This is a genomic window from Zoogloea sp. LCSB751 (assembly GCF_002028455.1).
GTDB lineage: Bacteria > Pseudomonadota > Gammaproteobacteria > Burkholderiales > Rhodocyclaceae > Zoogloea.
Genome location: NZ_MWUM01000008.1, coordinates 188,816 through 215,045, shown reverse-complemented (window position 1 = coordinate 215,045; position 26,230 = coordinate 188,816). Strand labels below are relative to the sequence as shown.

Genomic DNA, 26,230 nt, shown 5'->3' with positions numbered 1-26,230 from the left:
CTGGCCCGCTTCGGCCTGCTGGTGTGGCCGGAGACCGGCGGCACCTGGAAGAACGTGGACCGCTACCCGGACGGCCCTGCCAAGGACATGGCCTTCGCGGTGTTCGACGAGCTGGACGCCCTCGATGCCCTAGCCCGTGGCGCCGAGCAGGAAGGCGAGGACAGCCCACCCTTCCTGCGCTTCGATCCAGAAGCCCTGGAGGCCTTCACCGATTGGCGCACCGGTTTCGAAGCCGGCCTGCGCTCGGGCGAGCTGTACCCGGCCCTCGAATCCCACCTGGCCAAGTACCGCAAGCTGGTCCCGGCCCTGGCGCTGACCTTCCACCTCGGGGACGGGCACAGCGGCCCGGTCGGCCTTGCCTCCACGCTGCGGGCACTGCATTGGGCGGTATATCTGGAGACGCATGCCCGGCGCTGCTACGGGGTCGCCCAGGGGAGCGAGGCGGACACGGCACGGCGGATTCTGGAGCGGATCAGGAAGGGGGATCTGGCGCGGGAGGGGTTCGGCACGCGGGACATTCAGCGGGCCTGCTGGTCGGGCCTGTCAGACCCCAAGCGCGTGGCGGAAGGGCTCGGGCTGCTGGTGGAGCTGGGGCACCTGGAGGAGTGGCAGGAGCCTTCACGTACCAAGCCGCGGGTGCTGTTTGTGGTCAATCCGAAGTCCGTGCCATCGGCGGCTGCTCGGCACTGAGGATGAAAATTCCGGCCCATGTGTGCCTGAGCCGCACTGACAAAACCGACAAATCCTAGATATGTCAGTTTTGTCAGTGCCCAACCAGGGACATATGGGGAGTTTTCGAGAGCGGGCCACCGGTGGCTACCGCAGCAGGTCGGCTTGTGCCTGGTCTATCCCGCACCGTTGTTTTCTACGCTGCAAGCGTATAGGCTTCTACGCCATATGGTCTTCGTCGAGCTCACCCCCTTCCAAGCCTTCCGCCGTGACAACTGGACAGATGAAGACCTGCGGGGCCTTCAATCCATCCTGATCGAACACCCGGACGCAGGCCCGCTCATCCCAGGGGCCGAGGGGCTGAGAAAACTGCGATGGGCCATGCCTGGCCGGGGCAAGCGTGGCGGCGCCCGCGTTATCTACTACTGGCGCACGGCGGCCGATGTGGTCTATCTGGTCTTCGCCTACGCCAAGAACGACCAGGAAGACCTGACACCAGACCAGGCCCGGCAACTGGCAAAGCTGATTGAAGGAGTGCTTCGCGATGAATGAAAAAGACTTTGCCTCCCTCATGCAGGGCGTAAAGGAAATGACCGCCCACATGCGTGGCGAGAACGTGCCAGGGGTGAAGGTGACGAGCATCCCCGACCCCGATGTGCACGCCATTCGTGAAGCGGTCTCCGTAACCCAGAAGGAGCTTGCCGCTCTGCTGGGGGTGTCACGCCGTACCGTCGAGAACTGGGAACAGCGGCGCACCCGCCCCACGGGGCCAGCACGGGCGCTGCTGCGGATTTTCCAGCACGACCCGAAAGCGGCGGTAAAGGCTTTGCAGGGGTAGTGGCAGAACTGCCAGCCGATCCGGAAGCAAGCCGGCCCGAAGCAATGGAGATCCTGGCAATGCGCTACCCGATTGCTATCGAACCCGGAGACGACACCCACGCCTGGGGTGTGGTCGTGCCCGATCTGCCCGGCTGCTTTTCTGCCGGCGATACCCTCGATGAGGCCATTGAGCACGCCCCCGAAGCCATCGAACTGTACATCGAGGGGCTGCTGGACGATGGCGAAGCCGTGCCGCCAGCCCAGCCCATCAGTGCGCATCAGGGAAAGCCGGCGTTCGCTGGCTGGATCTGGGCGCTGGTCGAAATCAATCCGGCCATGCTGGATGATCAGATGAACGGGTGAACATCGCCCTCCCATGATGGGTGCTCTCCCGTCTCGACCGGGCCGCCAAGGCGGCGGGGGAAACCCGCTCCGGCTACATCGCCCGCCTGGCAATCGGCGGGCACCTGTAAGCGTTCAGTTCATCACCAGCGCCGGGCTTGTCCCGGCGTTGTGCTGTCTGCAGTGCCCCGTGCACACCATGCACGGGTCGATACCAGTGCTGCTCGTGGTGGCTCAGTAGTTCAATGGATAGAACGGGTAGGTCGCGCACTTGCATGGGGTGCAAGGTCATGTAGGCCCATGTCCCGCATCTTGGAGATGGGCGGTACTGGGATCGAACCAGTGCTGCGTTATGAAGAAACGCTCCCGTCGCTCGGACGGCGATGTTTGGGTACATCGATAGCTCGGACGGGGGTTCGATTCCCCCGGTGCCTGGCTTACGGGTTCGATTCCCGTTCCGGGCACCCGTGACACCTGGGTGATTCCTGCGCCCTGCCTGTGCGAGAACGCCGCACAAGGCACCAGATGGCGGTGCATCGGGACTGCCATGTGTGCTTCGAGTGCGGGCTCTACTCGGTGCCCTGCGCGCTGGTGGGCAAGCGGCTGTGGCTGCGCGCCACCGACAGCGTGGTCACGGTGCATCAGGACTTCCAGCCGGCGGCCATTCATGCCAGCAGCTCCCGGCCCGGCGAGCGGCGCACCCTCATCGACCATCTGCCGCCCGAGGCGCAGGCCTTCTTCGCTCATGACCGCACCTAGTGTCTGCAGCAGGCGCCGGCGTCGGGCCGGCCTGTGCCGGGTTCATCCACCGCCTCCTCTCGGACCGGATCAGCGAGCGCCTGCCCGACGCCTTGTAGGTTCCTGTGCGCAACCGCGACTAGGGAGTAACCAGCTCTCGGCTTTGAATCCGTTGATGAGTCCGCGTCCGGATGGACGGCAGTGCCTTTTCTTGCACGGGTGCTCTAGCGCTACGATGAAAAATGGAACATAATTTAATAAATGTTCCAGCAAGTTCCATTTTGAACCAAAAGACAATGAAAGAAGAGCTACACAAGGAATGGTTTGCGCTGATGCAGGAAGGCGCCAGCGGTCACGCCACTCGCTTCAAGCTGCGCGGAATGCGGCTTGCTCAGTTGATGCGAAAAATAGCCCCGGACCTTTCCGAAGCAATCTCTGCGGGGTTGAATGCTGCTCCGAGCTCCTTGACCCGCTTTGCCCCAAATGTTGTTCCGAGGTCAGATGCGCCAGAAGTGCTGATTATTGAAGAGTGCCCTGTGTTGCCACAGGAGCCCATCTGGCCCGACATGGTTGAGAGCAATTTGCATCGATTGACAGCCGAGTGGGCGTCACTATCAATATTGCAAGAGGCCGGGCTGTTGCCTGTGCGAACCGTCCTGCTGCAGGGGCCTCCGGGCGTTGGCAAAACACTGGCGGCGCGTTGGGTCGCGCTGAAATTGGGATTGCCGCTGGCCACGTTGAACATATCCGCCACCATCAGCAGCTATCTCGGGAAGACAGGGCAGAACATCACTCAGGCTCTCGAGTTTGCTCGGACGACGCCTTGCGTACTGTTTCTTGATGAATTCGATGCCTTGGGGAAGCGCCGCGATGATCAGCAGGATGTGGGTGAGTTGAAGCGCGTCGTGAATGTGTTGCTACAAGCGGTGGATTCGTGGAGTGGCCCGTCGCTCCTGATTGCGGCAACCAACTTTGAGGACTTGCTCGACCCGGCGATGTTGCGCCGCTTCGAGTTGAACATCCGGTTCCCGGCGCCCGCGCGTGACCAGATCGTTCAGATTCTCAGGGCGCTGGATGTGCCTGGTCCATTGTCGACTTCCCTTGCGCCAAAGCTCGAGGGGCGCCCACTGTCAGATGTGACCCGCTTGGTCACGCAGGCCAGAAAGCGCGCATTGCTGGATTGCATGAATTTCACAACGGCATTGCAGCTGTGCGCGCAGGAGCTGCAGCATCAAAAATCGAGCAGGCAGGCCCGCCGGGAGATGGTTCGCCTGCTCCATGCCGACGGACAAAGTGCGCACCAGATTGCTCGACAGCTGGGCACCACCCATACCACCGTCTTGCGCGATCTGAAGGAAATTTAAGGAGAGAGTCATGGCTGAGCCTACAGGGAATCTGTTGATTGGCAAGGGCGAGCAGCTCATCGAAAACGGTGACTGGGGGGGCCGTAGCGAAAGTAAGCCGCCACCTTACTCAATCGAGCATCAGCGCTCCCTTTTGGGGCCGACGCTGGACAAACTGGCCCAGACTGCGCTGCACCGCGATCCGAAACTTGCGCCGCGTAGAGAAATTGCCGCCAAGCTCACCATCCATCCGGAGTTTCTGGCCAAGACCTACTTCCCTGAGTCGCTGCTGAAAAACACTGGACTGAGGCTTCTGGGGTCACGCGCGGTCGATGTCACGCCGCGCAAGATGGTGTACGGAAAGCCGCCGAAGCGCCTGCCGACCGCCACGCTCATCGTGGCAGGTACGGCTGAAAACTTTGTAAGGGCATCAGCGTTGCTTGCCGGCGCTGCGACACCCAAGACAGTTCAGAATGGATTTGCTCGGCTGGAGAGCATTGATCCGTTTTTGCCGCAGGATCGTAAGCAGGGGCTGAATTTCACGGAGTTCGACGGCAATGTCGAGGTTGTGCTGCATGCCGCGGTCCACGATCCGGATATCAACCGTGCATTCTTTGATCTGGCTCGGAGGCTGAACGCCCGCTTTGATGATCGGCGCGCCAGGACAATTGGTGGGCTGACGTTCTTGCCTTTGCAGATCGGAGCCGACGCAGCGCGGGAATTTGTTGGCGTCATCGAATCCTTCACCCATTTGCGGGCTATCCGCAACATGCCGGTGCTGACGGATGATCCCATTACTCCGGATCAGGGGCTAACCCGATCGCTGGCGTTTGCCCCGCCGCTTCCGGAGGGGGCGGCCATGGATGAGTCTCTCAGGGCTGTAATTTTCGACGGTGGTTTTACCCCAAAACTGTTGCCGTGGGTGAACGCGCTCGATGCGTCGGATTTAGACGCCGCCGAGCCTAGTCATCTGGAGCATGGCCAAGCGGTAACGTCAGCCTTCCTTTTTGGCGCCATTGGGCCGACGCAGCACACAATTGCGCCGCCTTACTGCAACGTCGATCATGTGCGGGTGCTTCCCAGTATCTCTGGCGACATGCAGGTCGCTGACGTTATCGACAGGATCATCGGTACCCTCCAGGCAGCACGGGATAGCGGGTATCCCTATGAGCTTGCGAATTTGAGCCTGGGGCCTCGCGTTCCTATTCTGGATGATGATCCTCACGAATGGACGGTGCGGTTGGATGACTTTCTGTCCTTCGGAGACCTGTTCATGACCGTAGCTGTGGGCAACGATGGTGATCAGGGGACGGATCTAGGTCGCATCCAGCCGCCTGGAGATGCTGTCAATGCCTTTGCGGTGGGCGCCAGTGATGATCACCACGGCAAGGCGGCGCGGGCTTTCTATAGTTGCTTGGGGCCGGGCCGTAGCCCCGGTTTGGTCAAGCCCGATGCGGTGGCCTTCGGCGGATCAGCCACTAACCTGATGCGTATCGTCGATCCTGTTTCTCGCGTCATCCGCCATCGTGCCGGGACCAGCTATGCTGCGCCGCTGGCCTTGCGGCTGGCTGCAGGCGTGCGGGCCACAGTGCATGAGCCGATCGATCCGATCATGCTGCACGCCTTGCTGGTTTCTCGCGCCCAGTTCAATCCTTACCGGCATGATCAGACCGAGGTCGGATGGGGAGTGCTTCCCGCCGAAGTCGAAGATATTCTCTATTCGCCTGAAGACGAAGTCGTGGTCATGTATCAGGGCCTCATAGCAAAGGGATCGCCCTTGAAAGCAAAGATTCCGCTGCCGTCAGGATTGCCGCCGGAACTTAAGCTCATCATTGCTGCGACGTTTGCCTATCGCGCTCCTGTGGATCCGGCCCACCCCGTGAGCTATACCAGGGCGGGCCTCGAGATCCGTTTCCAGCCGAATGGCAAAAAGTCGAAAAGTTTCTTCAGCAAAACTAAGTTCGATGCAGAGCAGACCCTGCGGGGGGATGCACTGAAATGGGAGACTTGCAGGCATCATCAGCGCAGCATCGAGGTCAGCGAAATGACTGACCCCTGCTTCGTGATCCGTTATCAGGGGCGCGACGAGGGGGCCCCTGATGCAGACGTCTTAAAAGACGCGGATGGCGAACCTTTACCCGTCGAGCAGCAGCCGAGCGCGCTCCCCTTTGCGTTGATCGTCCGCATCAAGGTGCCCGAGGTGAATGATCTTTCCGCGCGCGTACTCAATCAATTCAATGTACTTAGCAGGGTCATGCTGCGAGCGCAAATTCAGACGTAAGTGGGTCATCCGAAGCAAGCCTGCGCGCGCAGTGGGATTTCTTACTGAGCATGTAGGAATAAGGATCAAAACCCTTACCTTTTGAGCTACCCCGAAACAGCCCCGAGACAGATGGCTCAAATAAGTTGTTTTCTATTTTGAGCTAGCCCATTATGTGAGCTATAGATTTTGAGCCACATAGAGGCCTGCCATGTCCGCCATCGTTGCCTATACCCGCGTCTCCACCGACGACCAGACCTGCGAGAACCAGCGGCGCACCATCGCTGAACGCTACAAGGTGGATAAGTGGTTCACCGACGATGGCGTGTCGGGTACGGTGGCAGCGACTCAGCGGGCGGGTTTGTCGGCGCTCCTCACGTACGTGCGGGAAGGTGATGTAGTCGTGGTCGCGGCAATCGATCGCCTCGGCCGTAACACCCTGGATGTGCTGAACACCGTCGAAGCCTTGAAAGAGACCGGCGCCTCGGTCATTTCGATGCGGGAAGGCTTCGACCTGGCGACGCCTGCCGGGAAACTCATGCTCACGATGCTGGCTGCAGTGGCGGAACTGGAACGGGAGAACCTGAAGGCTCGTCAGCTCGCCGGGCTGGAGCGGGCACGAGCGGAGGGCAAGCACCTGGGGCGCAAGAAAACGGTGAATGATGCCGAGGTGGTCGCGTGGCGTACGGAGAACTCCGCCAGCATCAAGGCGACGGCCGAACACTTTGGAATCTCCGTCGCAAGCGTGAAGCGCGCCTGCGCGAAAGATTGAGCCCCAACGGAGTGAAATATCCGCGGCCCACACACCAGATGTGAGCACTGGCTACAATGGAAGCTAACCGAAGTAATCTGTGTAGCTAAACGTGTAGCCACGCCAAGAGCAAAACACCAGAAAGCCTTTTTGCACAAGGCCTTCAGCTACAAACCCAAGAATCCATCCACAAATTCAAATGACCACCGCCTCCGACACCTTCACCCGCCCCAGCGGCCGCGCGCCCGCCGCCCTCCGTCCGATCCGCATCACCCGCGGCTTCACCCGCCACGCCGAAGGCTCGGTGCTGATCGAATTCGGCGACACCCGCGTGCTGTGCACCGCCAGCGTCGAGGAAAGCGTGCCGCCCTTCCTGCGCGGCAAGGGCCAGGGCTGGCTGACCGCCGAGTACGGCATGCTGCCCCGCTCCACCCACACCCGCAGCCCGCGGGAAGCCGCCAAGGGCAAGCAGAGCGGCCGCACCCAGGAGATCCAGCGCCTGATCGGCCGCAGCCTGCGCGCCGTGGTGGACATGGAAGCCCTCGGCGAACGCCAGATCACCATCGACTGCGACGTGCTGCAGGCCGACGGCGGCACCCGCACGGCGTCCATCACCGGCGCCTGCATCGCCGTCCATGACGCCCTCGAAGGCCTGGTCAAGGCCGGCAAGCTGCCCGCCAACCCGATGCGCGACTTCGTCGCCGCCATCTCCGTCGGCATCTACAAGGGCGTCCCGGTGCTCGATCTCGACTACCCGGAAGACTCCGGCGGCGACACCGACATGAACGTGGTGATGACCGGCAGCGGCGGCTTCGTCGAAGTGCAGGGCACCGCCGAAGGCACACCCTTCTCCCGTACCGAACTCGACAGCCTGCTGGAACTCGCCGCCGCCGGCGTGGCCCAATTGGTCGTCGAACAGAAAAAGGCGCTCGGCATTGGCGCCTGAAGCCCACGGAGGATCTGGCGCCATGAAACAGCTCGTCCTGGCCAGCGGCAACGCCGGCAAACTCAAGGAACTCTCCGCACTGCTCGCCCCGCTCGGCATCGAAGTGCTGCCCCAGTCGGCCTTCAACGTCAGCGAGGCCGAGGAGCCGCATCCCAGCTTCGTCGAGAACGCCCTCGCCAAGGCCCGCCACGCGTCCCGCGCCACCGGTTTGCCGGCCCTCGCCGACGACTCCGGGCTGTGCGTGGACGTACTGGGCGGCGCGCCAGGCGTGCTGTCGGCACGCTTTGCCGGCGAGCCCAAGTCCGACGAACGCAACAACGCACTACTGCTCGAACGCCTGGCTGGCCAGGCCGACCGCCGCGCGCGCTTCTACTGCGCGCTGGCTCTCGTCCGCCACGCCGACGACCCGCAGCCGCTGATCGCCTGCGGCGAATGGCACGGCGAGATCCTGCCCGCGCCGCGCGGCAAGGGTGGTTTCGGCTACGACCCGCTGTTCCTCGTCACCGACCTGGAGCAGACCGCCGCCGAGATCCCGCACGAACTCAAGAACGTCCTGTCCCACCGGGGCTCCGCCTTCCGCCAGTTGCTCGACAAGCTGCGCGCCGAACAGAGCTGAGCCCCCGCTCCACGCATCACGCTCCATGCCCGAAAACCGGATCATCCCGATCACTCCCAGGGCCGCCGCGCCGAAATCCGCCGATGGCCGCTGGGAGTCCCGCCTCACCGCGTCGCCGCCCCTGTCCCTGTACGTGCATTTCCCGTGGTGCGTGCGCAAGTGCCCGTACTGCGACTTCAATTCCCACGCGGTCAAGGACGAGGGCATTCCCGAGAAGGCCTACATCGAGGCCCTGGTAGCCGACCTGGAAAGCGCGCTACCGCAGATCTGGGGCCGCCGCGTGCACACCATCTTCATCGGTGGCGGCACGCCGAGCCTGATCACCCCCGACGGGCTGGACGAGCTGCTCACCGCGATCCGCATGCGCGTGCAGCTCGACCCGCAGGCCGAGATCACGCTCGAAGCCAACCCGGGCACCGTCGATTCCGGGCGTTTCCGCGCCTTCCGCCAGGCCGGCATCAATCGCCTGTCGGTCGGCATCCAGAGTTTCGACGACCGCCACCTGCAGGCCCTCGGGCGCATCCATGGCCGCACCGACGCCATCGCCGCGGCCGAAGCGGCGCTGAGCCATTTCGAGGCGGTCAACCTCGACCTGATGTACGCGCTGCCCGGCCAGACCCTCGCCGAAGCGGAGGCCGATCTCGGCACCGCGCTGGCCCTCGGACCCCAGCACCTGTCCTGCTACCACCTGACGCTGGAACCCAACACCGCCTTCGCCGCCAACCCGCCGGAAGTGCCCGATCCCGACCTGTCCGCCGACATGCAGGACCTCGTCGAGGCGCGCCTGGCCGCAGCCGGCTACGGCCACTACGAGACCTCGGCCTTCGCCAAGCCGCAGCGGGAGTGCCGCCACAACCTCAACTACTGGACCTTCGGCGACTACCTGGGCATCGGCGCCGGCGCCCACGGCAAGCTGTCGTCCCACGAAGGCATCGTGCGCGAAACCCGCCCCAAGCATCCGGCGGCCTACCTGGCGGCCCGCGACAGCGGTGCCTTCGTACAGGAGCGGCGCAGCATCGGCACCGACGAACTGCCCTTCGAGTTCATGATGAACGCGCTGCGCCTCAACAAGGGCGTGCCCCGCCGGTTGTTCTCCGAGCGTACCGGCCTGCCCTTCGAGGCCGCCGAGGAAGGCCTGCTGAAGGCCCGCCAGCAGGGGTTGATCGAGATCGATGACGACACCCTGCGCCCGTCCGCCAAGGGCCGCCACTTCCTCAACGAACTGCTGATGCTGTTCCTCGCCGCCTGAGCCGCCCGTGCCCGCCAAGCCCGGCCCCAAGCCCCTGACTCCGACCGCCGCCGACCTGCCGACCCCCGAGGCTCTCGGCCAGGTGTTCACGCCCGAAAAGGTCGTGCGCTCCATGCTGCGCCTGCGCCAGAACGCCGGCCGCGTGCTCGAGCCCTCCTGCGGCGACGGCGCCTTCCTGCGCCACCTGCACAACGCGGTGGGCATCGAGTTCGACCCCCGCCAGTGTCCGCCCAATGCGCGCAACGAGGACTTCTTCGCCTATCCGGAGAGCGAGAAGTTCGAAACCGTGATCGGCAACCCGCCCTATGTGCGCTACCAGGATATCGGCCGGGACACGCGGACCCTGCTGCGCCAGGACGGCCTCGACGGACGCAGCAACCTCTACCTGTTCTTCATCGAGAAGTGCCTGCGCCACCTGCAGCCGGGCGGCGAGCTGATCTTCATCACCCCGCGCGACTTCCTCAAGGCCACCAGCGCCCGCCCGCTCAACCGCTGGCTGTTCGAGCACGGCACCATCACCCACGCCATCGACCTGGGCGACGCACGGGTGTTTTCCGGCGCGGTACCCAACTGCCTGATCTGGCGCTACGAGCTCGGCAACCTGTCGCGCCGCACCGCCTGGGCACAGATCGGCCAGGGCGACGACCTCGCCCGCAGCCTCGAACAGCCGCCCTGGCAGGCCCGCCACTTCTTCGAATGCGCCGGCCACCTGCTGTTCTCCCGCGGCGAATACCCCCTCAGCCTGGCCGACGTGGCCAGCGTGAAGGTCGGCGCGGTCTCCGGGGCCGACGACATCTACGTCAGCGACACGGCCGGCACGCGGGACTGCGTCAGCTCCCGCACCGCCCGCAGCGGCGAGACCCGTCGCATGATCTGGTGCGAACCCGGCGCCGACGCGCCAAGCGCCCTGCTGCCGCACCGGGACCGCCTGCTCGCCCGGCGTATCCGCCCCTTCGACGAAAACAACTGGTGGCAATGGGGGCGCGGCTATCCGCAGACCGACGCACCGCGGGTCTATGTAAACACCAAGACGCGCCAGCCGAACCCGTTCTTCCTGCATCCCTGCAACAACTTCGACGGGGCGATCCTCGGCGTCTTTCCGCTGCGTCGCGATGCCGACCTGGCCGCCTTCCGCGACGCCCTCAACGGGGTGGACTGGGCCGACCTGGGCTTCGTCTGCGACGGGCGCTACCTGTTCTCCCAGCGCAGCCTGGAAAATGCACCGCTGCCCGACTGTTTCCGGGCCTTCCTGCCACCCACAGCCGAGGCCCCCCTGCCGGGGCCACCGGAGTCGATGGTGTAACATCCGGCGAACAAATACGGGCCACGCAGGTCGACGACGCACGCGCATCCGTCGGACCCCCGACGCATCGCCCACCTGAGAACAGTCCGCGAGGCCCCATGGTTCCCCATCTCACCACCGCGCTCACCGGCCCCCTGCTGGAGCTGGAACGGCACTTACTCGACAACGCCTGTGCCATCGAGCGCTGGATGCGCACCCAATGGCAGGAGCACCTGCCACCCTTCTACGGCTCCACCGACCTGCGCAACTCGGGCTTCAAGCTCGCCCCGGTGGATCTCAACCTGTTTCCCGGTGGTTTCAACAATCTCAACGACGCCTTCATGCCGCTCTGCGTGCAGGCCGCCCAGGCCGCCATCGAACGCATCTGCGTCGGCGCCCAGTCGATCCTGCTGATCCCCGAGAACCACACCCGCAACCGGTTCTACCTGCAGAACGTCGCCAGGCTGGTGTCCATCCTGCGCCTCACCGGCCTGGAGGTGCGTCTCGGCAGCCTGCTGCCGGAGATCACCGAGCCGACCGTGGTCGAGCTGGCCAACGGCGCCAGCCTCACGCTCGAACCCCTGGAGCGCCACGGCCGCCGCCTCGGCCTGAAGAACTTCGACCCCTGTGCGGTGTTGCTCAACAACGACCTGTCCGCCGGCGTTCCCTCCCAGTTGGAAAACCTGCACGACCAGTGGGTGATCCCGCCGCTGCATGCTGGCTGGCACGCCCGCCGCAAGTCCAGGCACGCCGCCGCCTACGACCGCGTGGCCCAGGATTTCGGCGCGGCCATCGGCATCGACCCGTGGCGCATCAACCCGGCCTGGGACAGCTGCAGCGGACTGGACTTCCAAGCCCGCAGCGGCGAGCAGGAACTCGCCGACAAGGTCGCCACGATGCTCCACGGCATCCGCGCCAAGTACAAGGAATACGAAATCGGCGAGGAGCCCTTCGTGATCGTCAAGGCCGACGCCGGCACCTACGGCATGGGCGTCATGACGGTCAAGGACGCGGCCGAGCTGATCGGCCTCAACCGCAAGCAGCGCAACAAGATGAGCGTCGTCAAGGAAGGCCTGGAAGTCCACGACGTGATCATCCAGGAAGGCGTGCCCACCTTCGAAACTGTCCATAACGCCGTCGCCGAGCCGGTGGTCTACATGATGGATCACTATGTGGTGGGTGGTTTCTACCGGGTGCACACCCAACGCGGCCGCGACGAAAACCTCAACGCCCCGGGCATGCACTTCGAGCCACTGGCCTTCGAGGCCCCGTGCAGCCTGCCCGACTGTACCCAGGGCCCGGATGCGCCGCCGAACCGCTTCTACGCCTACGGCGTGGTGGCCCGCCTGGCCCTGCTGGCGGCAGCCCTCGAGATCGAGGCCACCGAACCGGCACTCTTCACCGAGGAGGCGGCCTGACCACCAAGCCCCCACTGACCCGTTACTACCGACACGACCATGAAATTCGCCTTCATCCTCGACCCCCTCGACAAACTCAAGGCCTACAAGGACTCCAGCATCGCCATGATGCGGGCCGCCGCCCGCCGTGGCCACCAGGTCTACGCCATCCAGCGCGAACATCTGGTGTGGGAAGCCGGCACCGTCAGCGCCCGCGCGCTCCCCCTGACGCTGACCGACGACGACGAAGCCTGGTACGTGGCGGGCACCGAAGAAAGCCTGCCCCTCACCGCCTACGACGCAGTGCTGATGCGCCAGGACCCGCCCTTCGATTTCGAATATGTAACCGCCACCTGGCTGCTGGAAAGCGCCGCCAAGGCCGGTGCGCGGATCTTCAACAACCCGGCGTCGATCCGCGACCACTCCGAGAAGCTGGCGATCCTCGAATTTCCGCAGTTCATCCCGCCGACCCGCGTGGCCCGCGCCGCTGACGACGTCAATGCCTTCATCGACGCCCACGGCGACACCATCCTCAAGCCCCTCGACGGCATGGGCGGCAGCCAGATCTTCCGCGTCCGCGCCGACGACCCCAACCGCAACGTGATCATTGAGACCCTCACCCAGGAAGAGCACCGCACGATCATGGCCCAAGCCTATCTGCCGGCCATCTCCGGGGGCGACAAGCGGGTTCTGATCATCGGCGGCAAGGTCATCCCCTACTCCCTCGCCCGCATCCCCAAGGCCGGCGAGACCCGCGGCAACCTGGCCGCCGGCGGGCGCGGCGTGGCCATGCCGCTGACCGACGGCGAACGCGCGATCGCCGAATACCTGGCCCCCATCCTGTGGGCCCGCGGCCTGCTCATCGTCGGCCTCGACGTGATCGGCGACCGCCTCACCGAGATCAACGTCACCAGCCCCACCTGCATGGTCGAGATCACCGCCCAGATGGGCTTCGACGTGCCCGGCGCGGTCATCGACGCCCTGGAGGCCGCATGCGCCTGAAGCGGCGCCTCGCCGGCTGGCTGGCCTCGGTAGCCTGCGCGGCCGGCCTGCTGGCCGGCTGCAGCCGGGAGCGCATCCATCAGCAGGAATCCTACGTCTTCGGTACCCGCGTTGAAGTCCTCACCTGGGACGCCTCCGAGGAACACTCCCGCGCAGCGGTGAGCGAGGTGCTGCGCGAGTTCGACCGTCTGCACCGGACCTACCACGCCTGGGAACCATCCGAACTCACCGCTCTCAACAGCGCCATCGCCGCCGGCCAGCAGGACATTCCGGTGTCGCCCGAGCTAGCGGCCATGCTCAGCGACGCCAAGGCCATCGCCGCCACCGGTGACGAGCTGTTCGACCCGGCCCTCGGCGAGCTGATCGCCCTGTGGGGCTTCCACACCGACACCTTCGTGCCGACTCACCCCGACCCGGCCAAGCTGGCCGCCATCACCAAGGCCCACCCGCAGATGGCCGACCTGAGTATCGTCGGCGACAAGGTCAGCAGCCGCAACCGGGCCGTCCAGCTCGACCTGGGCGGCTACGGCAAGGGTTACGCCCTCGATCGGGCGGCTGCGATCCTGCGCGCCCATGGCGTGAGCAACGCCCTCATCAACATCGGCGGCAACGTGCTGGCCCTCGGCAGCAAGGGCGACCAGCCCTGGCGGGTCGGCATCCAGCACCCCCGCGAACCGCGTCCGCTGGCCTCCCTGCCACTGCGCGACGGCGAAGCTATCGGCACCTCCGGCGACTACCAGCGCTTCTTCGAGCTGGACGGCGTGCGCTACTGCCATCTGCTCGATCCGCGTACCGGCATGCCGGCACGGGGCACCCAGGCCGTCACCATCCTGATCACCCCGCGCGCCAACGCCGGCACGCTGTCCGATGCGGCCAGCAAACCGGTCTATCTGGGCGGCGAGCGTTGGCGCGAATACGCCAGGCGCTTCGGCATCGATCACGCGCTGCGGGTGAGTGCCGATGGCCAGATCGAGGTCACCCGCGCCCTCAACGATCGCCTGCAGTACGGCGACAAGATCAAAGCCGCCAAGATCGTCGACTGAGACACAACTTCTTTGATCTGACGCAGCATCCGGCCGGATTGCGGCTTGCCCCTCGGGCCCCTTCGGATAGAATGGCCTGAATGATCGGAATTTTCCTCATTACCCATGGCAGCCTGGGTGAAGCCCTCATCCAGTGCACGTGCCATGTCATGAACCGCCGTCCGCCCCAGCTGCTGCAACTCGGCGTATCCGGACAGGATGATCCTCTTGACGTCCTGCCCCTTGCCCGACGCCTGCTGAACATGGTCGATAGCGGGGACGGGGTATTGATCCTGACCGACATGCTCGGCGCCACGCCCGCCAACACTGCAGCCAAGCTCCTCGAGCCCGGCCGCATCGAAGGCGTGGCCGGCGTGAACCTGCCCATGCTGCTGAGGACCATCACTTACCGGGAACGCAACATGGAAGTGCTGGTCAAGAAAGCCGTGGCCGGCGCCTGCGAAGGCGTCGTGCATATGAAATAAAGGCCCCATTACAACAACAAGAGCCCACAACCACATCGAGGAAGAACAAAGACATGCCACGCCAGGAAGCCGAAATCATCAACAAGCTGGGGCTGCATGCCCGTGCCTCGGCCAAACTGACCCAGACCGCGAGCGCCTATGAAAGCGATGTCTGGCTCGAACGCAACGGCAAGCGGGTCAACGCCAAGAGCATCATGGGGGTCATGATGCTGGCCGCGGCAAAAGGCAGCACGATCACCATCGACATCAACGGCCGCGATGCCGACCAGGCCATGGCCGCCCTCGTCGGCCTCATCGCCGACAAGTTCGGGGAAGGCGAATGACGCGCCGTCCCCTCCTCTTACGCACCCGTCCGGTAAGCCCTCAGTCTGCCGCACGGGTGCGACCATGAGTTTCACCGTCCACGGTCTCGCCGTATCCCAAGGCATTGCCATCGGCCATGCCCACCTGGTTTCCCACGCGCTGCTGGAAGTCGCCCATTTCACGATCGCCCCCAAGCACGTGGAGGCCGAAGTCGCGCGCCTGCTCACCGCCGTCGCCACGGTCAAGGCGGAATTGGTCAGCCTGAAGGCCTCGGCCAGCACCGGCGCCGCGCCGTCCGAGGTGGACGCTTTCATCGGCATGCACATCATGATCCTGCAGGATCCGATGCTCGTGGACGCGGCGGCCAACCTGATCCGCACCCGCCGCTCCAACGCCGAATGGGCGATGGTCCAGCAGATGGAACAGCTGGTCGAACAGTTCGAGGCCATCGAGGACGCCTATCTGCGCGAGCGCAAGGCCGACGTGGTGCAGGTGGTGGAACGGGTCGTCAAGGTCCTGCTCGGCCATCCGGGCCACCTGCCGCCGAAACGCAAGGACGGCCTCGGCACCATCGTCGTCGCCCACGACCTGTCGCCGACCGACACCATCGGTTTCAAGGACCACGCCGTCGCCGGCTTCATCACCGATGCGGGCGGCCCAACCGGGCACACCGCCATCGTCGCCCGCAGCCTGTCGATCCCGGCGGTGGTGGCGCTGCGCCACATCCGCCACGTGGTCAAGGACGACGAGCTGATCATCATCGACGGCACCCGCGGCGTGGTCATCGTCGATCCGGATGAGCGGGTCCTCGAGGAATACCGCCTGCGCAAGGCCGAGGTGGAGCTGGAGCGCTCCAAGCTCAAGCGCCTCAAGTCGATGCGCGCGGCCACCCTCGACGGCGAGGAGGTACAGATCCTCGCCAACATCGAGCTGCCCCCCGACGCGATCCAGGCCAGGAACGTCGAGGCCGACGGCGTCGGGCTGTTCCGCACCGAATTCCTGTTCATGAGCCGCGACACCTGGCCGGACGAAGACGAGCAGTTCGAGGCCTACAAGGCGGTCGTCAAGACGATGGCCGGCAAGCCGGTCACCGTGCGCACCCTCGACGTGGGCGCCGACAAGGAGCTCGAAGGCGCCACACGGCCCGAGGACAACCCGGCCCTCGGCCTGCGGGCGATCCGCTACTGCCTGGCCGAGCCGAAGATGTTCCTCACCCAGCTGCGCGCGCTGCTGCGGGCCAGCCACTTCGGCAAGCTGAAGATCCTGATCCCGATGCTGGCCAGCAGCAACGAGATCGACCAAACCCTGATCCTCCTCGAGAAGGCCAAGACCCAGCTGCGCGAACGCAAGATCAAGTTCGACGAGGCCGTACCGGTGGGCGGCATGATCGAAGTGCCTGCCGCCGCGCTATGCCTGGGCGCCTTCACCCGGCGCCTGCAGTTCCTGTCCATCGGCACCAACGACCTGATCCAGTACACGCTGGCCATCGACCGCGGCAACGAGGCCGTCGCCCACCTCTACAACCCGCTCCACCCGGCGGTGCTGCGCCTGATCCACCAGACCATCCAGGCCGGCGTGAAGGCCGGCATCCCGGTGTCGGTGTGCGGCGAAATGGCCGGCGATCCGGACTGCGCCCGCCTGCTGATCGGCATGGGTCTGCGCCAGTTCTCGATGCATCCGGCGCAGATCCTCGAGGTCAAGCAGGCCATCCTACGCGCCGACGCCGCCGACCTGACTGCCAAGGTGCAACGCCTGCTCAAGCTCGATGATCCTGACCGGGTCCGCGAGGCGGTCGAGAAGCTGTAAGGCCGGTGGCCGGTTTGACTTGCCGCCGGCCATCGCGCTACTCTTCACCCCACAGCGCCGATTTGAAACCTTCAGCTTGCGGGCGCTTTACAAGTACGGCTAAAGCGACGGCAGCCCAGTCCGCGACCGTTCGCCGGCTGGGTTTTTCGTTTCCGGGACGAAACTGAGATGACACAAGAACAATCCGTCGGAATCGTGGTGCCGCAGACGGCCCACTTCAGCACGCCCCTGCCCCTCAAGAGCGGCGGAGCCCTCCCCGAGTACGACCTGGTCTATGAGACCTACGGCACCCTCAACGCCGCACGCAGCAACGCGGTGCTGGTCTGCCACGCGCTGTCCGGCTCCCACCATGTGGCCGGCGTGCACGCCGATACGGGCACCGTCGGCTGGTGGGACAATCTGGTCGGCCCCGGCAAGCCCCTCGACACCGGGCGCTTCTTCGTGATCGGGGTGAACAACCTGGGCGGCTGTTATGGCAGCTCCGGTCCCAACTGCATCAACCTGGCCACCGGCAAACCCTGGGGCGCCGACTTCCCCTTCGTCACCGTCGAAGACTGGGTCGATGCCCAGGCCCGTCTGGCCGACCAGCTCGGCATCGAGCGCTTCGCCGCGGTGGTCGGCGGCAGCCTCGGCGGCATGCAGGCCCTGTCGTGGACGCTGCAGTATCCCGAGCGCGTCGCCCATGCGCTGGTGATCGCCTCCGCCCCCAAGCTCACCGCGCAGAACATCGCCTTCAACGAGGTGGCCCGCCAGGCCATCCTGAAAGACCCGGAGTTCCACGGCGGCCACTACTACGAGCATGGCGTGGTCCCGACCCGCGGCCTGGCGCTGGCGCGCATGGTCGGCCACATCACCTACCTGTCGGACGACGCGATGGGCCAGAAATTCGGCCGCACGCTACGCCACGACAAGCCGGTGTTCAGCTACGACGTGGAATTCGAGATCGAGTCCTACCTGCGCTACCAAGGCGACAAGTTCGCCGGCTTCTTCGACGCCAACACCTACCTGCTGACCACCAAGGCCCTCGACTACTACGACCCGGCCTTCGACTACGACGGCGACCTGGTGGCGGCCCTCGGCCGTGCCAAGGCCGACTACCTGGTGGTGTCCTTCAGCACCGACTGGCGCTTCGCCCCGTCGCGCAGCCGGGAAATCGTCTATGCGCTGATGCACAGCGACCGGCGGGTCAGCTACGCCGAGATCGACTGTCCGGCCGGGCACGACTCCTTCCTCCTCGACGATGCCCAGTACCACTCCGTGCTGCGGGCCTACATCGACAACATCAAGCTGTGAGGGCTAAAAGATGAGCTTCCAGCGTTACGACTACGATGTGATCTCCAACTGGATCGAGCCCGGCGAACGGATCCTCGACCTGGGCTGCGGCGACGGCAGCCTGCTGCGTTACCTCCAGGATCGCCGCCAGGTCCGCGGCTACGGCGTCGAGAAGAGCCCGGAGGGCGTGCTGGCCTGCGCCCGCAACGGCGTCAACGTGATCCAGATCGACCTCGAACAAGGCCTTGCCGGCTTCGACGACGGCTTCTTCGACCACGTCATCATGAGCCTGTCGCTGCAGGCCATGCGCAACACCCAGGGCATCCTCAAGGAAATGCTGCGGGTCGGCCACGAGGCGGTGGTGAGTTTCCCCAACTTCGCCTACTGGCGCCATCGCCAGGCCATCCTCAACGGACGCATGCCGGTTTCCAAGAACCTGCCGTACCAGTGGTACGACACGCCCAATGTGCGCTTCTTCACCATTGCCGACTTCGAAACCCTGTGCGAACAGGAAGGCATCGCGATCCGTGAGCGGCTGGCATTCGACGAGGACAAGGTGATCGTCGAGGAGCCTAACTTCCTGGCCAGCGTGGCCCTCTACCGCCTCGGCCGCAACGACGCCGCGGGCGGCTGACGGCCCGGCGGGGATTGCTCTATCATCGCCAGCGAAACGAACAATACCCGGAGAGAATCATGAGCACCCCGCAAGCCGGCATCCTGCAGCCGCTGCCGCCCCTCGCCCGCTACCTGTCCTTTTCCCTCGCGCCCGACAGCGACGTGTCCGCCGGCCTCGCCGCCCTGCAAGCCGTCGTGGACGGCGAGCGCACCGTGGCCGGCATCGGCCTGGCGCCGGTCAGCGCGCTCGGCAGGAAGGTCGCCGGCCTCAAACCCTTCCCGCCGCTCAACGGCCCCGGCGTGGAGCTGCCCTCGACGCCCTTCGCGCTGTGGCTGTGGCTGCGCGGCGAGGACCGCGGCGAGCTGCTGCACCGGGCCCGCCATATCGAGGAAGCCCTCGCCCCGGTGTTCCACCTGGAAGAATCCTGGGACGCCTTCAAACATGACGGCGGCCGCGACCTCAGCGGTTACGAGGATGGCACCGAGAATCCCACCGAAGAAGCCGCTGTCGAAGCCGCAATCGCCACCGACGGCTCCAGCTTCGTCGCCGTGCAACGCTGGATCCACGATTTCCGCCGCCTCGAGGCGATGCAGCCGGAGGAGCGCGACGACTGCATCGGCCGCCGCCGCTCCGACAACGAGGAACTCGACGACGCTCCCGCATCAGCCCACGTAAAGCGCACCGCCCAGGAGAGCTTCACGCCTGAAGCCTTCGTGCTGCGCCGCTCGCTGCCGTGGGCCGAGGGCCGCGAAGCCGGCCTGATGTTCGTCGCCTTTGGCCACACGGTGGACGCCTTCCAGGCCCAGATGCGCCGCATGGTCGGCCTGGAGGACGGCATCGTGGACGCACTGTTCCGCTTCACGCGGCCACTGTCCGGCAGCTACTTCTGGTGCCCGCCGATCACCGACGGCAAACTGGACCTGTCCCGTCTGCACGACTGAAAACAGCCAAACGGCCGTGTCCGCTCAATCCCCGCCCAGTTCCTCGAGCCGGGCGGCCTCCTGGCGGGCCCGCCGTTCGGCATCTTCATCCTTGGCGGCGTCGATGACCTGCATCACCTCATCCAGGTCCACATCCCGCGCGGCCTCCTCGAAATGCCCGGTCAGAACGCTTTCCGGATGGAGCGCGCCGGTTTCGTAGAGGGACCAGATTTCAGGGCCGTAGCGGGTCCCCAGCAACACCGGGGCGAACTGGCCGAAGTAGCTGGCCAGGTTGTCCACGTCCCGTTCCAGCATCCGCTTGGCGTTGTTGTTGGCCGCGGCATCCACCGCCTGGGGCAGGTCGATGATGACCGGGCCGTTTCCATCCACCAGCACGTTGTACTCGGACAGATCGCCGTGCACGATGCCGGCGCACAGCATGCGCACCACCTCGCGGATCAGGGCCGCGTGGTAGGCAAGCGCCTCCTCCTCGCTCAACGCCAGATCGTTGAGGCGCGGCGCCGGCTCGCCGTCCTCGTCGGCCACCAACTCCATCAGCAGCACGCCCTCATGGAACTGGTAGGGTTCGGGCACCCTCACACCAGCCGCGGCGAGGCGGCGCAGCGCATCCACCTCGGCGTGCTGCCAGGCGGCCTCCTGCTCCTCGCGGCCATAGCGGGAGCGCTTGGCCATCGCTCGGGCCTGGCGGCTGTTCTTCACCTTGCGGCCCTCGGTGTAATCCACCGCGGTGTGGAAGCCACGCTTGTTGGCCTCCTTGTACACCTTGGCGCAGCGGATCTCATCGCCACACTGGACGACGTAGACCATGGCTTCCTTGCCACTCATCAACTGACGCAACACGCCATCCACCAGCCCGTCGGCGACCAGCGGTTCGATCCGGCTCGGCGTCTTCATGCGCGTCTCTCCGGGTGCGGCCTGGCGCCGGTCGCCAGCAACGGGGTGACGATGGAGGATTCGATGGGGAGATCCTTGCCGGGGATGGAGCGTTGGAATTGCATGGGGTGATCCTGCGGGATGCTGCGTGAAAAAGGCTGCCGACAGTGCCGCCGGATGAACGACCGGCACATGCGGGAAGAGACAGGGGAAAACGGCGGGGCGCAGCGAAAGCATGCAGCGCCCGAATAAAGGGTGAGGCTGCGATTATCCCGCATCCAGCCCTATTCGACACGCCCCCGGCCAGCCTTGACGGCACTGCGGCGCGCCTTGCCCTCCAGCCGGCGGGTCACCGAGCCACGGGTCGGCTTGGTCGCGCGCCGCGCCTTCGGCACCACCGCGACGCTATCGATCAGCGCCTGCAGGCGGCCCAAAGCCTCGGCACGGTTCTTGTCGAGGCTGCGGTATTCCTGGGCCTTGATGATGATGATCCCGCTCTTGCTGATGCGCTGGTCGCCCAACTGGAGCAGACGGGCCTTGATGGCGTCGGGGAGCGACGAAGCGACAATGTCGAAACGCAGATGCACCGCCGTCGACACTTTGTTGACGTTCTGCCCGCCGGCCCCCTGGGCGCGGATGGCGGTGAATTCGACCTCGTCGTCGGACACGCGGAAAGAGGGGCACATCGCCGGCACTTTACCCGATACGCGCCCCCCGGCGCCCCGTCACGACGCCACGGTAAGCATCCACAGCACCCCGAAGCGGTCCGTCACCATGCCGAAACAGGGTGACCAGAAGGTCTTGGCGAGCGGCATCTGCACCTGCCCACCCTCCGCCAGGGCAGTAAAGAATTTCTCGGCTACCGCCGGATCCGTCGGCGCGACGGACAAGGCAAAGCCCTGGAACGGCGTACTGCCCTGGCAGCGGCCATCGGAGGCCATCACCAACGTGTCGCCGATACGGAAACTACAGTGCAGGACCTTGTCTTCCGAACCGGGGGGCAGCATGCCCGGCAGCGGCGGTTCGGGGTTGTCACGGTTGCGCATCAGCATGTCCACCTGGGCACCGAAGACGTGCTGGTAGAACTGGACGGCCTCTTCGCAGCGGCCATCGAAAAACAGGTAGGGCGTCACTTGCATAGCATGCCTCCTTGGCAAAGCTTGGGCCGGAGACCCAATGGTCCAGGTGTAGGCGATGGCAGCGCCGGCGTCCACCCGCAGCACCCCATCGTGGTCGATGCGAATGCCGTGGCTGCGAGCGAGTTGCTATCATTCACCCCCTCATGCGCATCGAACACCTCCGCCAACGCCTTGCCGATCTGGGCGCCAAACCCGTGCATATCCAGCGCGTACTGCGCGCGTGGACCCACGCCCTGCCCCTCGACGCCGGCCCGACGCGGCGCGGCCCGATGCTGCCGCAGGCTGTCGTGGACGCCCTGCCGGCCCTCACCGCAGAGCTCGCCAGCCTGGCCCAGGTGCGCTCGGAACACCCCGGCGACGACGGCTCGGCACGTCTGCTGGTGCAACTCGCCGACAAGCAGACGGTGGAAAGCGTGCTACTGCCGCGAGACGGCCTGTGCGTGTCCAGCCAGGTGGGTTGCGCGGTGGGCTGCCGCTTCTGCATGACCGGCCGCGACGGCCTGCTGCGCCAGGTCGGCAGCGCCGAGATCGTCGCCCAGGTGGTGCTGGCCCGCGCCCGCCGGCTGGTGAAGAAGGTGGTCTTCATGGGCATGGGCGAACCGGCCCACAACCTGGACAACGTGCTCGAAGCCATCCAGCTCCTCGGCACCGAAGGCGGCATCGGCCACAAGAACCTGGTGTTTTCGACGGTCGGCGATCCGCGGGTCTTCGAGCGGCTACCGGAAGGCCCGGTGAAGCCGGCACTCGCCCTGTCGCTTCACACCACCCGCGCCGACCTGCGCGCCGACCTGCTGCCCAAGGCACCGCCGCTGACGCCCGACGAGATCGTCGAACTCGGCGAAGCCTACGCCCGCGCCACCGGCTACCCGATCCAGTACCAATGGACGCTGATCGATGGGCTCAACGACACGCCGGAAGAACTCGACGGCATCGTGCGCCTGCTCGCCGGCAAATACGCGATCATGAACATGATCCCCTACAACGCCGTGCCCGACCTGCCCTACCGCCGGCCGGACTGGAGCAAGGCCGCCGATATCGCGCGCCAGCTCCACCGCCGCGGCATCCTCACCAAGCTGCGCAACTCCGCCGGACAGGACGTGGACGGCGGCTGCGGGCAACTGCGCGCCCGCGTCATCGCCGGCGAGACGCCGGTACGCATGGTGCGCAAACCGGCGGCCTGACGCCGCCTCCGCAACACGTCTCCCCCACCTGCCCCAACCACCGTTTTCCGCGCCCCCACGCGGAAAACGGTGGCCTCCTTGCGCCGTCTCCACAGACCAGCGCATGCCCTGCGCTGTACGAATCGGATTTGCCGGGCTTGCAAATGAGAATAAACATCATTTACAATTTTCACAGATTTACCGATATTTACTCTGCTTAACACCCGGGCTTTCAGCCAGCCAGTGCCGTCAGACGACGCGACCAGCCAGCCACGCCGGATCTCATCCCAGGTCTCGAAGGAACCGACATGGCACTGCAACGACGCCCGCTGGCGCTGGCAATCTCCCTCCTGTGCAGCTCAGCATGGGCCCAGCAATCTACCGAAGCCGACGGTGGGCCGACCTTGTCCGCGGTCAAGGTCAGCGGCGGTCGCGAACTGCCGCCGACCTACAACCCGCCCACCGCCACCAGCGCCACCAAGATCGACGCACCGCTGCGCGACATCCCGCAGACCGTCAATGTCGTTCCCCAGAGCCTGCTGCGCGACCAGGCCGTGCATTCACTGCAGGATGTGCTGAAGTCGGTGCCCGGCGTCGGCCTGTCCACCGGCGACGGCCAGCGTGACCAGGTGACGATCCGCGGCTTCTCGGCGATCGCCGACCAGTTCATCGACGGCCTGCGCGACGATGCGATGTACTTCCGCGACCTGTCCAACATCGAGCAGGTGGAAGTCGTCAAAGGGCCGGCGTCGGTGCTGTACGGCCGTGGCTCGTCGGGCGGCCTGATCAACCGCATCACCAAGAAACCCGGCATCGACCGCAGCGAGGTCAGCCTGCAGGTCGGCAGCTGGAACCAGCGCCGCGGCGAGGTGGACCTGGCCCGCAAGTTCGACGACAGCGGCGTGGCCTTCCGCGTCACCGGCGCCATCGAGCGCAGCGACAGCTACCGCGACATGCAGTTTCTGGAACGCGAGGCCTTCGCGCCGTCGTTGTCCTTCCAGCTCGGCAGCCAGACCAGGCTGCTGATCCAGGCCGAATACCTGTCCGACCGCCGCCTGACCGACTTCGGCATTCCGGCCTACCAGGGCCGGCCGGTGAATGTGCCGGCCAGCACCTACTACGGCGCCGCCAACGCCCGCGACGCGGACTACACCCAGACCCGCGTGTCCGCCATCGGCTTCACGCTGGACCACCGCTTCGACGAAGCCTGGTCGGTGCGCAACGCCTTCCGCTATTACGACTACACGCTGGACCGCAACAACACCCTGGTCGGCGCCGTCAATGAGAAGGCCCTGACCGCCTCCCTCAACCGCAGCAACGTGCGGCGCCAGGAAGACGGCTATTTCAACCAGACCGAGCTGGTCCAGAAGACCACGCTGGCCGGCATGCCCCACCAGCTGCTGTACGGCGTCGAGCTCAGCCAGCAGACCAAGGACCAGCTGTTCCGCACCCAGAACAACATCGCCACGGTGTCGCTGTTCAACCCGGTGCTGCCGGTGCTGCCCTTCAACGTCAGCGCCGCACCGTCCACCAACAACGTCGGCATCATGTCGGTGAGCAGCGCCTACATCCAGGATCTGGCCACCCTGTCCCAGCACTGGAAGGCCCTGGCCGGCCTGCGCTATGACCGCTTCCAGCAGACGACCCGCGAACGCCGCGCCGGCCAGTCCAACCTGGAGCGCACCGACAGCGCGCTGAGCCCGCGCGCCGGCCTGGTCTATCAGCCGACCGAGGACCGTTCCTACTACGCGTCCTGGAGCAAGTCCTTCCAGCCGTCGGGCGAGAGCTTCCCGCTCGCCGCCAACAACGCCAGCATCGCGCCGGAGGAAACCACCAATCAGGAGATCGGCACCAAGTTCGACTTTTTCAATGGTCTGGCGTCGGCCACTGCCTCGGCCTTCCGGCTCGAGCGCACCAACATCAAGACCACCGATCCGGTGACCAATGTGCTCATGCCTCTCGGCGTGCAACGCACCAACGGCATTGAGCTGAGCTTCTCCGGTGATCTGCCGCACGGCTGGCAGGTCTGGTCCGGCTACGCCTGGCTGGATGCGCGCATGGTGTCGTCGATCGCCATGGACGCCGGCCAGGCGGTGCAGGGCAAGCGCCCGACGCTGACGCCGGAACACAGCGCCAACCTGTGGCTGACCAAGGCCCTCGGCAGCGGCTTTGGCGCCGGCGCCGGCCTGAACTACGTCGGCGACCGCTTCGCCAACCCGGGCAACACCGTCACGCTGCCGTCCTACACGACCGTCGATGCGATGGCCTATTACCGCGCCAAGGGCCTTGACCTGCAGCTCAACCTGACCAACCTGTTCGACCGCAAGTACACCGTCGCCGGCCACGGCAGCAACGCCAACCTGAACCTGCCGGGCGCCCCGCGCGCCGTGCAGCTGACCGCCCGCTACGCCTTCTGAGGACTGCCCGATGCCTTCCAGCGACACCGCCGTCCTCGACGGCAAGCCTTCTGCCGCCCTGCAGCCCGCCGCCGGTGCCCGCCCGCGGCGGCGCAGCCGGCGTGCGGTGCTCCTCGGCTGGCTGCGCAAGATCCATCTCTACGTGGGGCTGTGGGGTGCCGCGCTGGGGCTGCTGTTCGGCGCCACCGGCATCCTGCTCAACCACCGGGCGGTGCTCAAGATCCCGGTGGAGAAGACTGTTCAGACGACGGTCCAGCTGCAGCTGCCGCGGGCTTTCGGCAGCCCCGACGAACTCGCCGGCTGGCTGCGTGAGGAGCTTGGATTTGCCGCGGGACAAATCACCCAGGTGAAGACCCAGCCGGCCCGCACGGTGATCTGGGCCGACCGGGACGTGGCCCAGCCGGAGCGCTGGACCGTCGGCCTGCAGACGCCGACCCGCGGGGTCAGCGCCGAGTATTTCGTCGGCAACCGCTTCGTCAAGCTCGACCAGTCGGATGCCACGCCGATCGGCACCCTCACGCGGCTGCACATGGCGGTCGGCGCCAGCGCCTTCTGGGTGCTGCTGTCCGACACCATCGCCGGCAGCCTGATCCTGCTGTCGATCACCGGCCTGCTGCTGTGGACGCAGTTCCACCCGCTGCGCACCACCGCCGTACTCACCAGCCTCGGCGCCCTCGCCGCCGCCGGCTGGTTCATGTGGTCGCTGTGACACGGACCACCGGGGACGCCAGCCCAGTTCAGGTCACGACCTCGTGGGGGCTCCCGTTGGGGCGAATTCATTC

Annotated in this window: 28 protein-coding genes; 25 read left to right on the top strand and 3 right to left on the bottom strand. The window is 65.6% G+C overall.

Annotated elements, in window-relative coordinates:
* The 22 genes from B4920_RS11915 to B4920_RS11815 form a co-directional block, all read left to right on the top strand.
* Positions 1–690: DUF3987 domain-containing protein (locus B4920_RS11915; RefSeq protein WP_139379499.1), on the top strand; the 690-nt coding region annotated here is incomplete at its 5' end.
* 207 nt (positions 691–897) lie between these two features.
* Positions 898–1,221: a type II toxin-antitoxin system RelE/ParE family toxin gene (locus B4920_RS11910; RefSeq protein WP_079434905.1), complete on the top strand. Its 324-nt coding sequence runs from the start codon at positions 898–900 to the stop codon at positions 1,219–1,221.
* Entirely contained in the window at positions 1,214–1,507 is a 294-nt protein-coding gene (locus B4920_RS11905; RefSeq protein WP_079434904.1) for a DNA-binding transcriptional regulator, read from the top strand. The genes B4920_RS11910 and B4920_RS11905 overlap by 8 nt, the downstream gene beginning before the upstream one ends.
* Positions 1,507–1,851 (top strand): type II toxin-antitoxin system HicB family antitoxin, encoded by a 345-nt coding sequence (locus B4920_RS11900; protein ID WP_216819848.1) that lies wholly within the window; start codon positions 1,507–1,509, stop codon positions 1,849–1,851. The genes B4920_RS11905 and B4920_RS11900 overlap by 1 nt, the downstream gene beginning before the upstream one ends.
* Positions 1,852–1,871: 20 nt before the next feature.
* Positions 1,872–1,961: a type II toxin-antitoxin system HicB family antitoxin gene (locus B4920_RS29920; RefSeq protein ID WP_216819846.1), complete on the top strand. Its 90-nt coding sequence runs from the start codon at positions 1,872–1,874 to the stop codon at positions 1,959–1,961.
* Between the two features lie 394 nt (positions 1,962–2,355).
* Positions 2,356–2,589: a hypothetical protein gene (locus B4920_RS11895; protein WP_254050909.1), complete on the top strand. Its 234-nt coding sequence runs from the start codon at positions 2,356–2,358 to the stop codon at positions 2,587–2,589.
* Positions 2,590–2,810: 221 nt separating this feature from the next.
* Entirely contained in the window at positions 2,811–3,932 is a 1,122-nt protein-coding gene (locus tag B4920_RS11890; protein ID WP_079434903.1) for an AAA family ATPase, read from the top strand.
* Positions 3,933–3,942: 10 nt separating this feature from the next.
* Complete coding sequence (locus B4920_RS11885) at positions 3,943–6,192, top strand: S8 family serine peptidase (protein WP_079434902.1); 2,250 nt, start codon at positions 3,943–3,945, stop codon at positions 6,190–6,192.
* Between the two features lie 190 nt (positions 6,193–6,382).
* Positions 6,383–6,943, top strand: coding sequence for a recombinase family protein (locus B4920_RS11880; RefSeq protein ID WP_079434901.1), 561 nt, complete (start codon positions 6,383–6,385; stop codon positions 6,941–6,943).
* Positions 6,944–7,121: 178 nt separating this feature from the next.
* A complete protein-coding gene (gene rph, locus B4920_RS11875) occupies positions 7,122–7,868 on the top strand; it encodes a ribonuclease PH (protein WP_079434900.1) in 747 nt (248 codons plus the stop codon).
* A 22-nt stretch (positions 7,869–7,890) separates the two neighbouring features.
* Positions 7,891–8,484, top strand: a complete 594-nt coding sequence (gene rdgB / locus B4920_RS11870) for an RdgB/HAM1 family non-canonical purine NTP pyrophosphatase (protein ID WP_079434899.1) — start codon at positions 7,891–7,893, stop codon at positions 8,482–8,484.
* A 25-nt stretch (positions 8,485–8,509) separates the two neighbouring features.
* A complete protein-coding gene (gene hemW, locus B4920_RS11865) occupies positions 8,510–9,733 on the top strand; it encodes a radical SAM family heme chaperone HemW (protein WP_079434898.1) in 1,224 nt (407 codons plus the stop codon).
* 34 nt (positions 9,734–9,767) lie between these two features.
* A complete protein-coding gene (locus B4920_RS11860; protein WP_254050913.1) occupies positions 9,768–11,036 on the top strand; it encodes a class I SAM-dependent DNA methyltransferase in 1,269 nt (422 codons plus the stop codon).
* A gap of 98 nt (positions 11,037–11,134) precedes the next feature.
* The gene (gshA, locus tag B4920_RS11855; protein WP_079434897.1) at positions 11,135–12,433 is read left to right on the top strand and encodes a glutamate--cysteine ligase; all 1,299 of its coding nucleotides are present in this window, start codon (positions 11,135–11,137) and stop codon (positions 12,431–12,433) included.
* A 39-nt stretch (positions 12,434–12,472) separates the two neighbouring features.
* Positions 12,473–13,414 (top strand): glutathione synthase, encoded by a 942-nt coding sequence (gshB, locus tag B4920_RS11850; RefSeq protein ID WP_079434896.1) that lies wholly within the window; start codon positions 12,473–12,475, stop codon positions 13,412–13,414.
* Positions 13,405–14,457 carry an FAD:protein FMN transferase gene (locus B4920_RS11845; protein WP_079434895.1) on the top strand — a complete coding sequence of 351 codons (1,053 nt, stop codon included), beginning with the start codon at positions 13,405–13,407 and terminating at the stop codon, positions 14,455–14,457. The genes gshB and B4920_RS11845 overlap by 10 nt, the downstream gene beginning before the upstream one ends.
* An 80-nt stretch (positions 14,458–14,537) precedes the next feature.
* Entirely contained in the window at positions 14,538–14,921 is a 384-nt protein-coding gene (locus B4920_RS11840; protein WP_079434894.1) for a PTS sugar transporter subunit IIA, read from the top strand.
* Between the two features lie 53 nt (positions 14,922–14,974).
* On the top strand, positions 14,975–15,244 hold the full coding sequence (locus tag B4920_RS11835; RefSeq protein ID WP_079434893.1) for an HPr family phosphocarrier protein: 270 nt from the start codon (positions 14,975–14,977) through the stop codon (positions 15,242–15,244).
* Between the two features lie 64 nt (positions 15,245–15,308).
* The gene (gene ptsP, locus B4920_RS11830; RefSeq protein ID WP_079434892.1) at positions 15,309–17,030 is read left to right on the top strand and encodes a phosphoenolpyruvate--protein phosphotransferase; all 1,722 of its coding nucleotides are present in this window, start codon (positions 15,309–15,311) and stop codon (positions 17,028–17,030) included.
* Between the two features lie 168 nt (positions 17,031–17,198).
* Complete coding sequence (locus B4920_RS11825; protein WP_079434891.1) at positions 17,199–18,323, top strand: homoserine O-acetyltransferase; 1,125 nt, start codon at positions 17,199–17,201, stop codon at positions 18,321–18,323.
* Positions 18,324–18,333: 10 nt separating this feature from the next.
* A complete protein-coding gene (metW, locus tag B4920_RS11820; RefSeq protein ID WP_079434890.1) occupies positions 18,334–18,936 on the top strand; it encodes a methionine biosynthesis protein MetW in 603 nt (200 codons plus the stop codon).
* Positions 18,937–18,995: 59 nt separating this feature from the next.
* A complete protein-coding gene (locus B4920_RS11815) occupies positions 18,996–19,859 on the top strand; it encodes a Dyp-type peroxidase (protein WP_079434889.1) in 864 nt (287 codons plus the stop codon).
* A gap of 24 nt (positions 19,860–19,883) precedes the next feature.
* Here B4920_RS11815 and B4920_RS11810 read toward each other — a convergent pair whose 3' ends face one another.
* The 3 genes from B4920_RS11810 to B4920_RS11800 form a co-directional block, all read right to left on the bottom strand.
* On the bottom strand, positions 19,884–20,753 hold the full coding sequence (locus B4920_RS11810) for a PA4780 family RIO1-like protein kinase (RefSeq protein ID WP_079434888.1): 870 nt from the start codon (positions 20,751–20,753) through the stop codon (positions 19,884–19,886).
* Between the two features lie 263 nt (positions 20,754–21,016).
* A complete protein-coding gene (arfB, locus tag B4920_RS11805) occupies positions 21,017–21,418 on the bottom strand; it encodes an alternative ribosome rescue aminoacyl-tRNA hydrolase ArfB (protein WP_079434887.1) in 402 nt (133 codons plus the stop codon).
* 39 nt (positions 21,419–21,457) lie between these two features.
* Complete coding sequence (locus tag B4920_RS11800; RefSeq protein ID WP_079434886.1) at positions 21,458–21,871, bottom strand: VOC family protein; 414 nt, start codon at positions 21,869–21,871, stop codon at positions 21,458–21,460.
* 143 nt (positions 21,872–22,014) lie between these two features.
* Here B4920_RS11800 and B4920_RS11795 point away from each other — a divergent pair, with 143 nt between their 5' ends.
* From B4920_RS11795 to B4920_RS11785, 3 genes are all read left to right on the top strand, one after another.
* A complete protein-coding gene (locus B4920_RS11795) occupies positions 22,015–23,052 on the top strand; it encodes an RNA methyltransferase (RefSeq protein ID WP_079434885.1) in 1,038 nt (345 codons plus the stop codon).
* Between the two features lie 287 nt (positions 23,053–23,339).
* Positions 23,340–25,448, top strand: a complete 2,109-nt coding sequence (locus B4920_RS11790) for a TonB-dependent siderophore receptor (protein ID WP_079434884.1) — start codon at positions 23,340–23,342, stop codon at positions 25,446–25,448.
* Between the two features lie 10 nt (positions 25,449–25,458).
* Positions 25,459–26,157 (top strand): PepSY-associated TM helix domain-containing protein, encoded by a 699-nt coding sequence (locus B4920_RS11785; protein ID WP_079434883.1) that lies wholly within the window; start codon positions 25,459–25,461, stop codon positions 26,155–26,157.
* Positions 26,158–26,230 lie beyond the last annotated feature (73 nt).

Excerpts from the sequence above, each read along its gene's own strand:
- B4920_RS11795 (WP_079434885.1), top strand. The coding sequence starts at position 22,015 with ATGCGCATCGAACACCTCCGCCAACGCCTTGCCGATCTGGGCGCCAAA.
- B4920_RS11815 (WP_079434889.1), top strand. The coding sequence starts at position 18,996 with ATGAGCACCCCGCAAGCCGGCATCCTGCAGCCGCTGCCGCCCCTCGCC.
- rph (WP_079434900.1), top strand. The coding sequence starts at position 7,122 with ATGACCACCGCCTCCGACACCTTCACCCGCCCCAGCGGCCGCGCGCCC.
- B4920_RS11880 (WP_079434901.1), top strand. The coding sequence starts at position 6,383 with ATGTCCGCCATCGTTGCCTATACCCGCGTCTCCACCGACGACCAGACC.
- B4920_RS11810 (WP_079434888.1), bottom strand. The coding sequence starts at position 20,753 with ATGAAGACGCCGAGCCGGATCGAACCGCTGGTCGCCGACGGGCTGGTG.
- B4920_RS11885 (WP_079434902.1), top strand. The coding sequence starts at position 3,943 with ATGGCTGAGCCTACAGGGAATCTGTTGATTGGCAAGGGCGAGCAGCTC.
- B4920_RS11905 (WP_079434904.1), top strand. The coding sequence starts at position 1,214 with ATGAATGAAAAAGACTTTGCCTCCCTCATGCAGGGCGTAAAGGAAATG.
- B4920_RS11835 (WP_079434893.1), top strand. The coding sequence starts at position 14,975 with ATGCCACGCCAGGAAGCCGAAATCATCAACAAGCTGGGGCTGCATGCC.
- B4920_RS11840 (WP_079434894.1), top strand. The coding sequence starts at position 14,538 with ATGATCGGAATTTTCCTCATTACCCATGGCAGCCTGGGTGAAGCCCTC.
- rdgB (WP_079434899.1), top strand. The coding sequence starts at position 7,891 with ATGAAACAGCTCGTCCTGGCCAGCGGCAACGCCGGCAAACTCAAGGAA.
- arfB (WP_079434887.1), bottom strand. The coding sequence starts at position 21,418 with ATGTGCCCCTCTTTCCGCGTGTCCGACGACGAGGTCGAATTCACCGCC.
- ptsP (WP_079434892.1), top strand. The coding sequence starts at position 15,309 with ATGAGTTTCACCGTCCACGGTCTCGCCGTATCCCAAGGCATTGCCATC.
- hemW (WP_079434898.1), top strand. The coding sequence starts at position 8,510 with ATGCCCGAAAACCGGATCATCCCGATCACTCCCAGGGCCGCCGCGCCG.
- B4920_RS11895 (WP_254050909.1), top strand. The coding sequence starts at position 2,356 with ATGGCGGTGCATCGGGACTGCCATGTGTGCTTCGAGTGCGGGCTCTAC.
- gshB (WP_079434896.1), top strand. The coding sequence starts at position 12,473 with ATGAAATTCGCCTTCATCCTCGACCCCCTCGACAAACTCAAGGCCTAC.
- B4920_RS11790 (WP_079434884.1), top strand. The coding sequence starts at position 23,340 with ATGGCACTGCAACGACGCCCGCTGGCGCTGGCAATCTCCCTCCTGTGC.
- B4920_RS11785 (WP_079434883.1), top strand. The coding sequence starts at position 25,459 with ATGCCTTCCAGCGACACCGCCGTCCTCGACGGCAAGCCTTCTGCCGCC.
- B4920_RS11910 (WP_079434905.1), top strand. The coding sequence starts at position 898 with ATGGTCTTCGTCGAGCTCACCCCCTTCCAAGCCTTCCGCCGTGACAAC.
- metW (WP_079434890.1), top strand. The coding sequence starts at position 18,334 with ATGAGCTTCCAGCGTTACGACTACGATGTGATCTCCAACTGGATCGAG.
- gshA (WP_079434897.1), top strand. The coding sequence starts at position 11,135 with ATGGTTCCCCATCTCACCACCGCGCTCACCGGCCCCCTGCTGGAGCTG.
- B4920_RS11890 (WP_079434903.1), top strand. The coding sequence starts at position 2,811 with ATGGAACATAATTTAATAAATGTTCCAGCAAGTTCCATTTTGAACCAA.
- B4920_RS11800 (WP_079434886.1), bottom strand. The coding sequence starts at position 21,871 with ATGCAAGTGACGCCCTACCTGTTTTTCGATGGCCGCTGCGAAGAGGCC.
- B4920_RS11845 (WP_079434895.1), top strand. The coding sequence starts at position 13,405 with ATGCGCCTGAAGCGGCGCCTCGCCGGCTGGCTGGCCTCGGTAGCCTGC.
- B4920_RS11825 (WP_079434891.1), top strand. The coding sequence starts at position 17,199 with ATGACACAAGAACAATCCGTCGGAATCGTGGTGCCGCAGACGGCCCAC.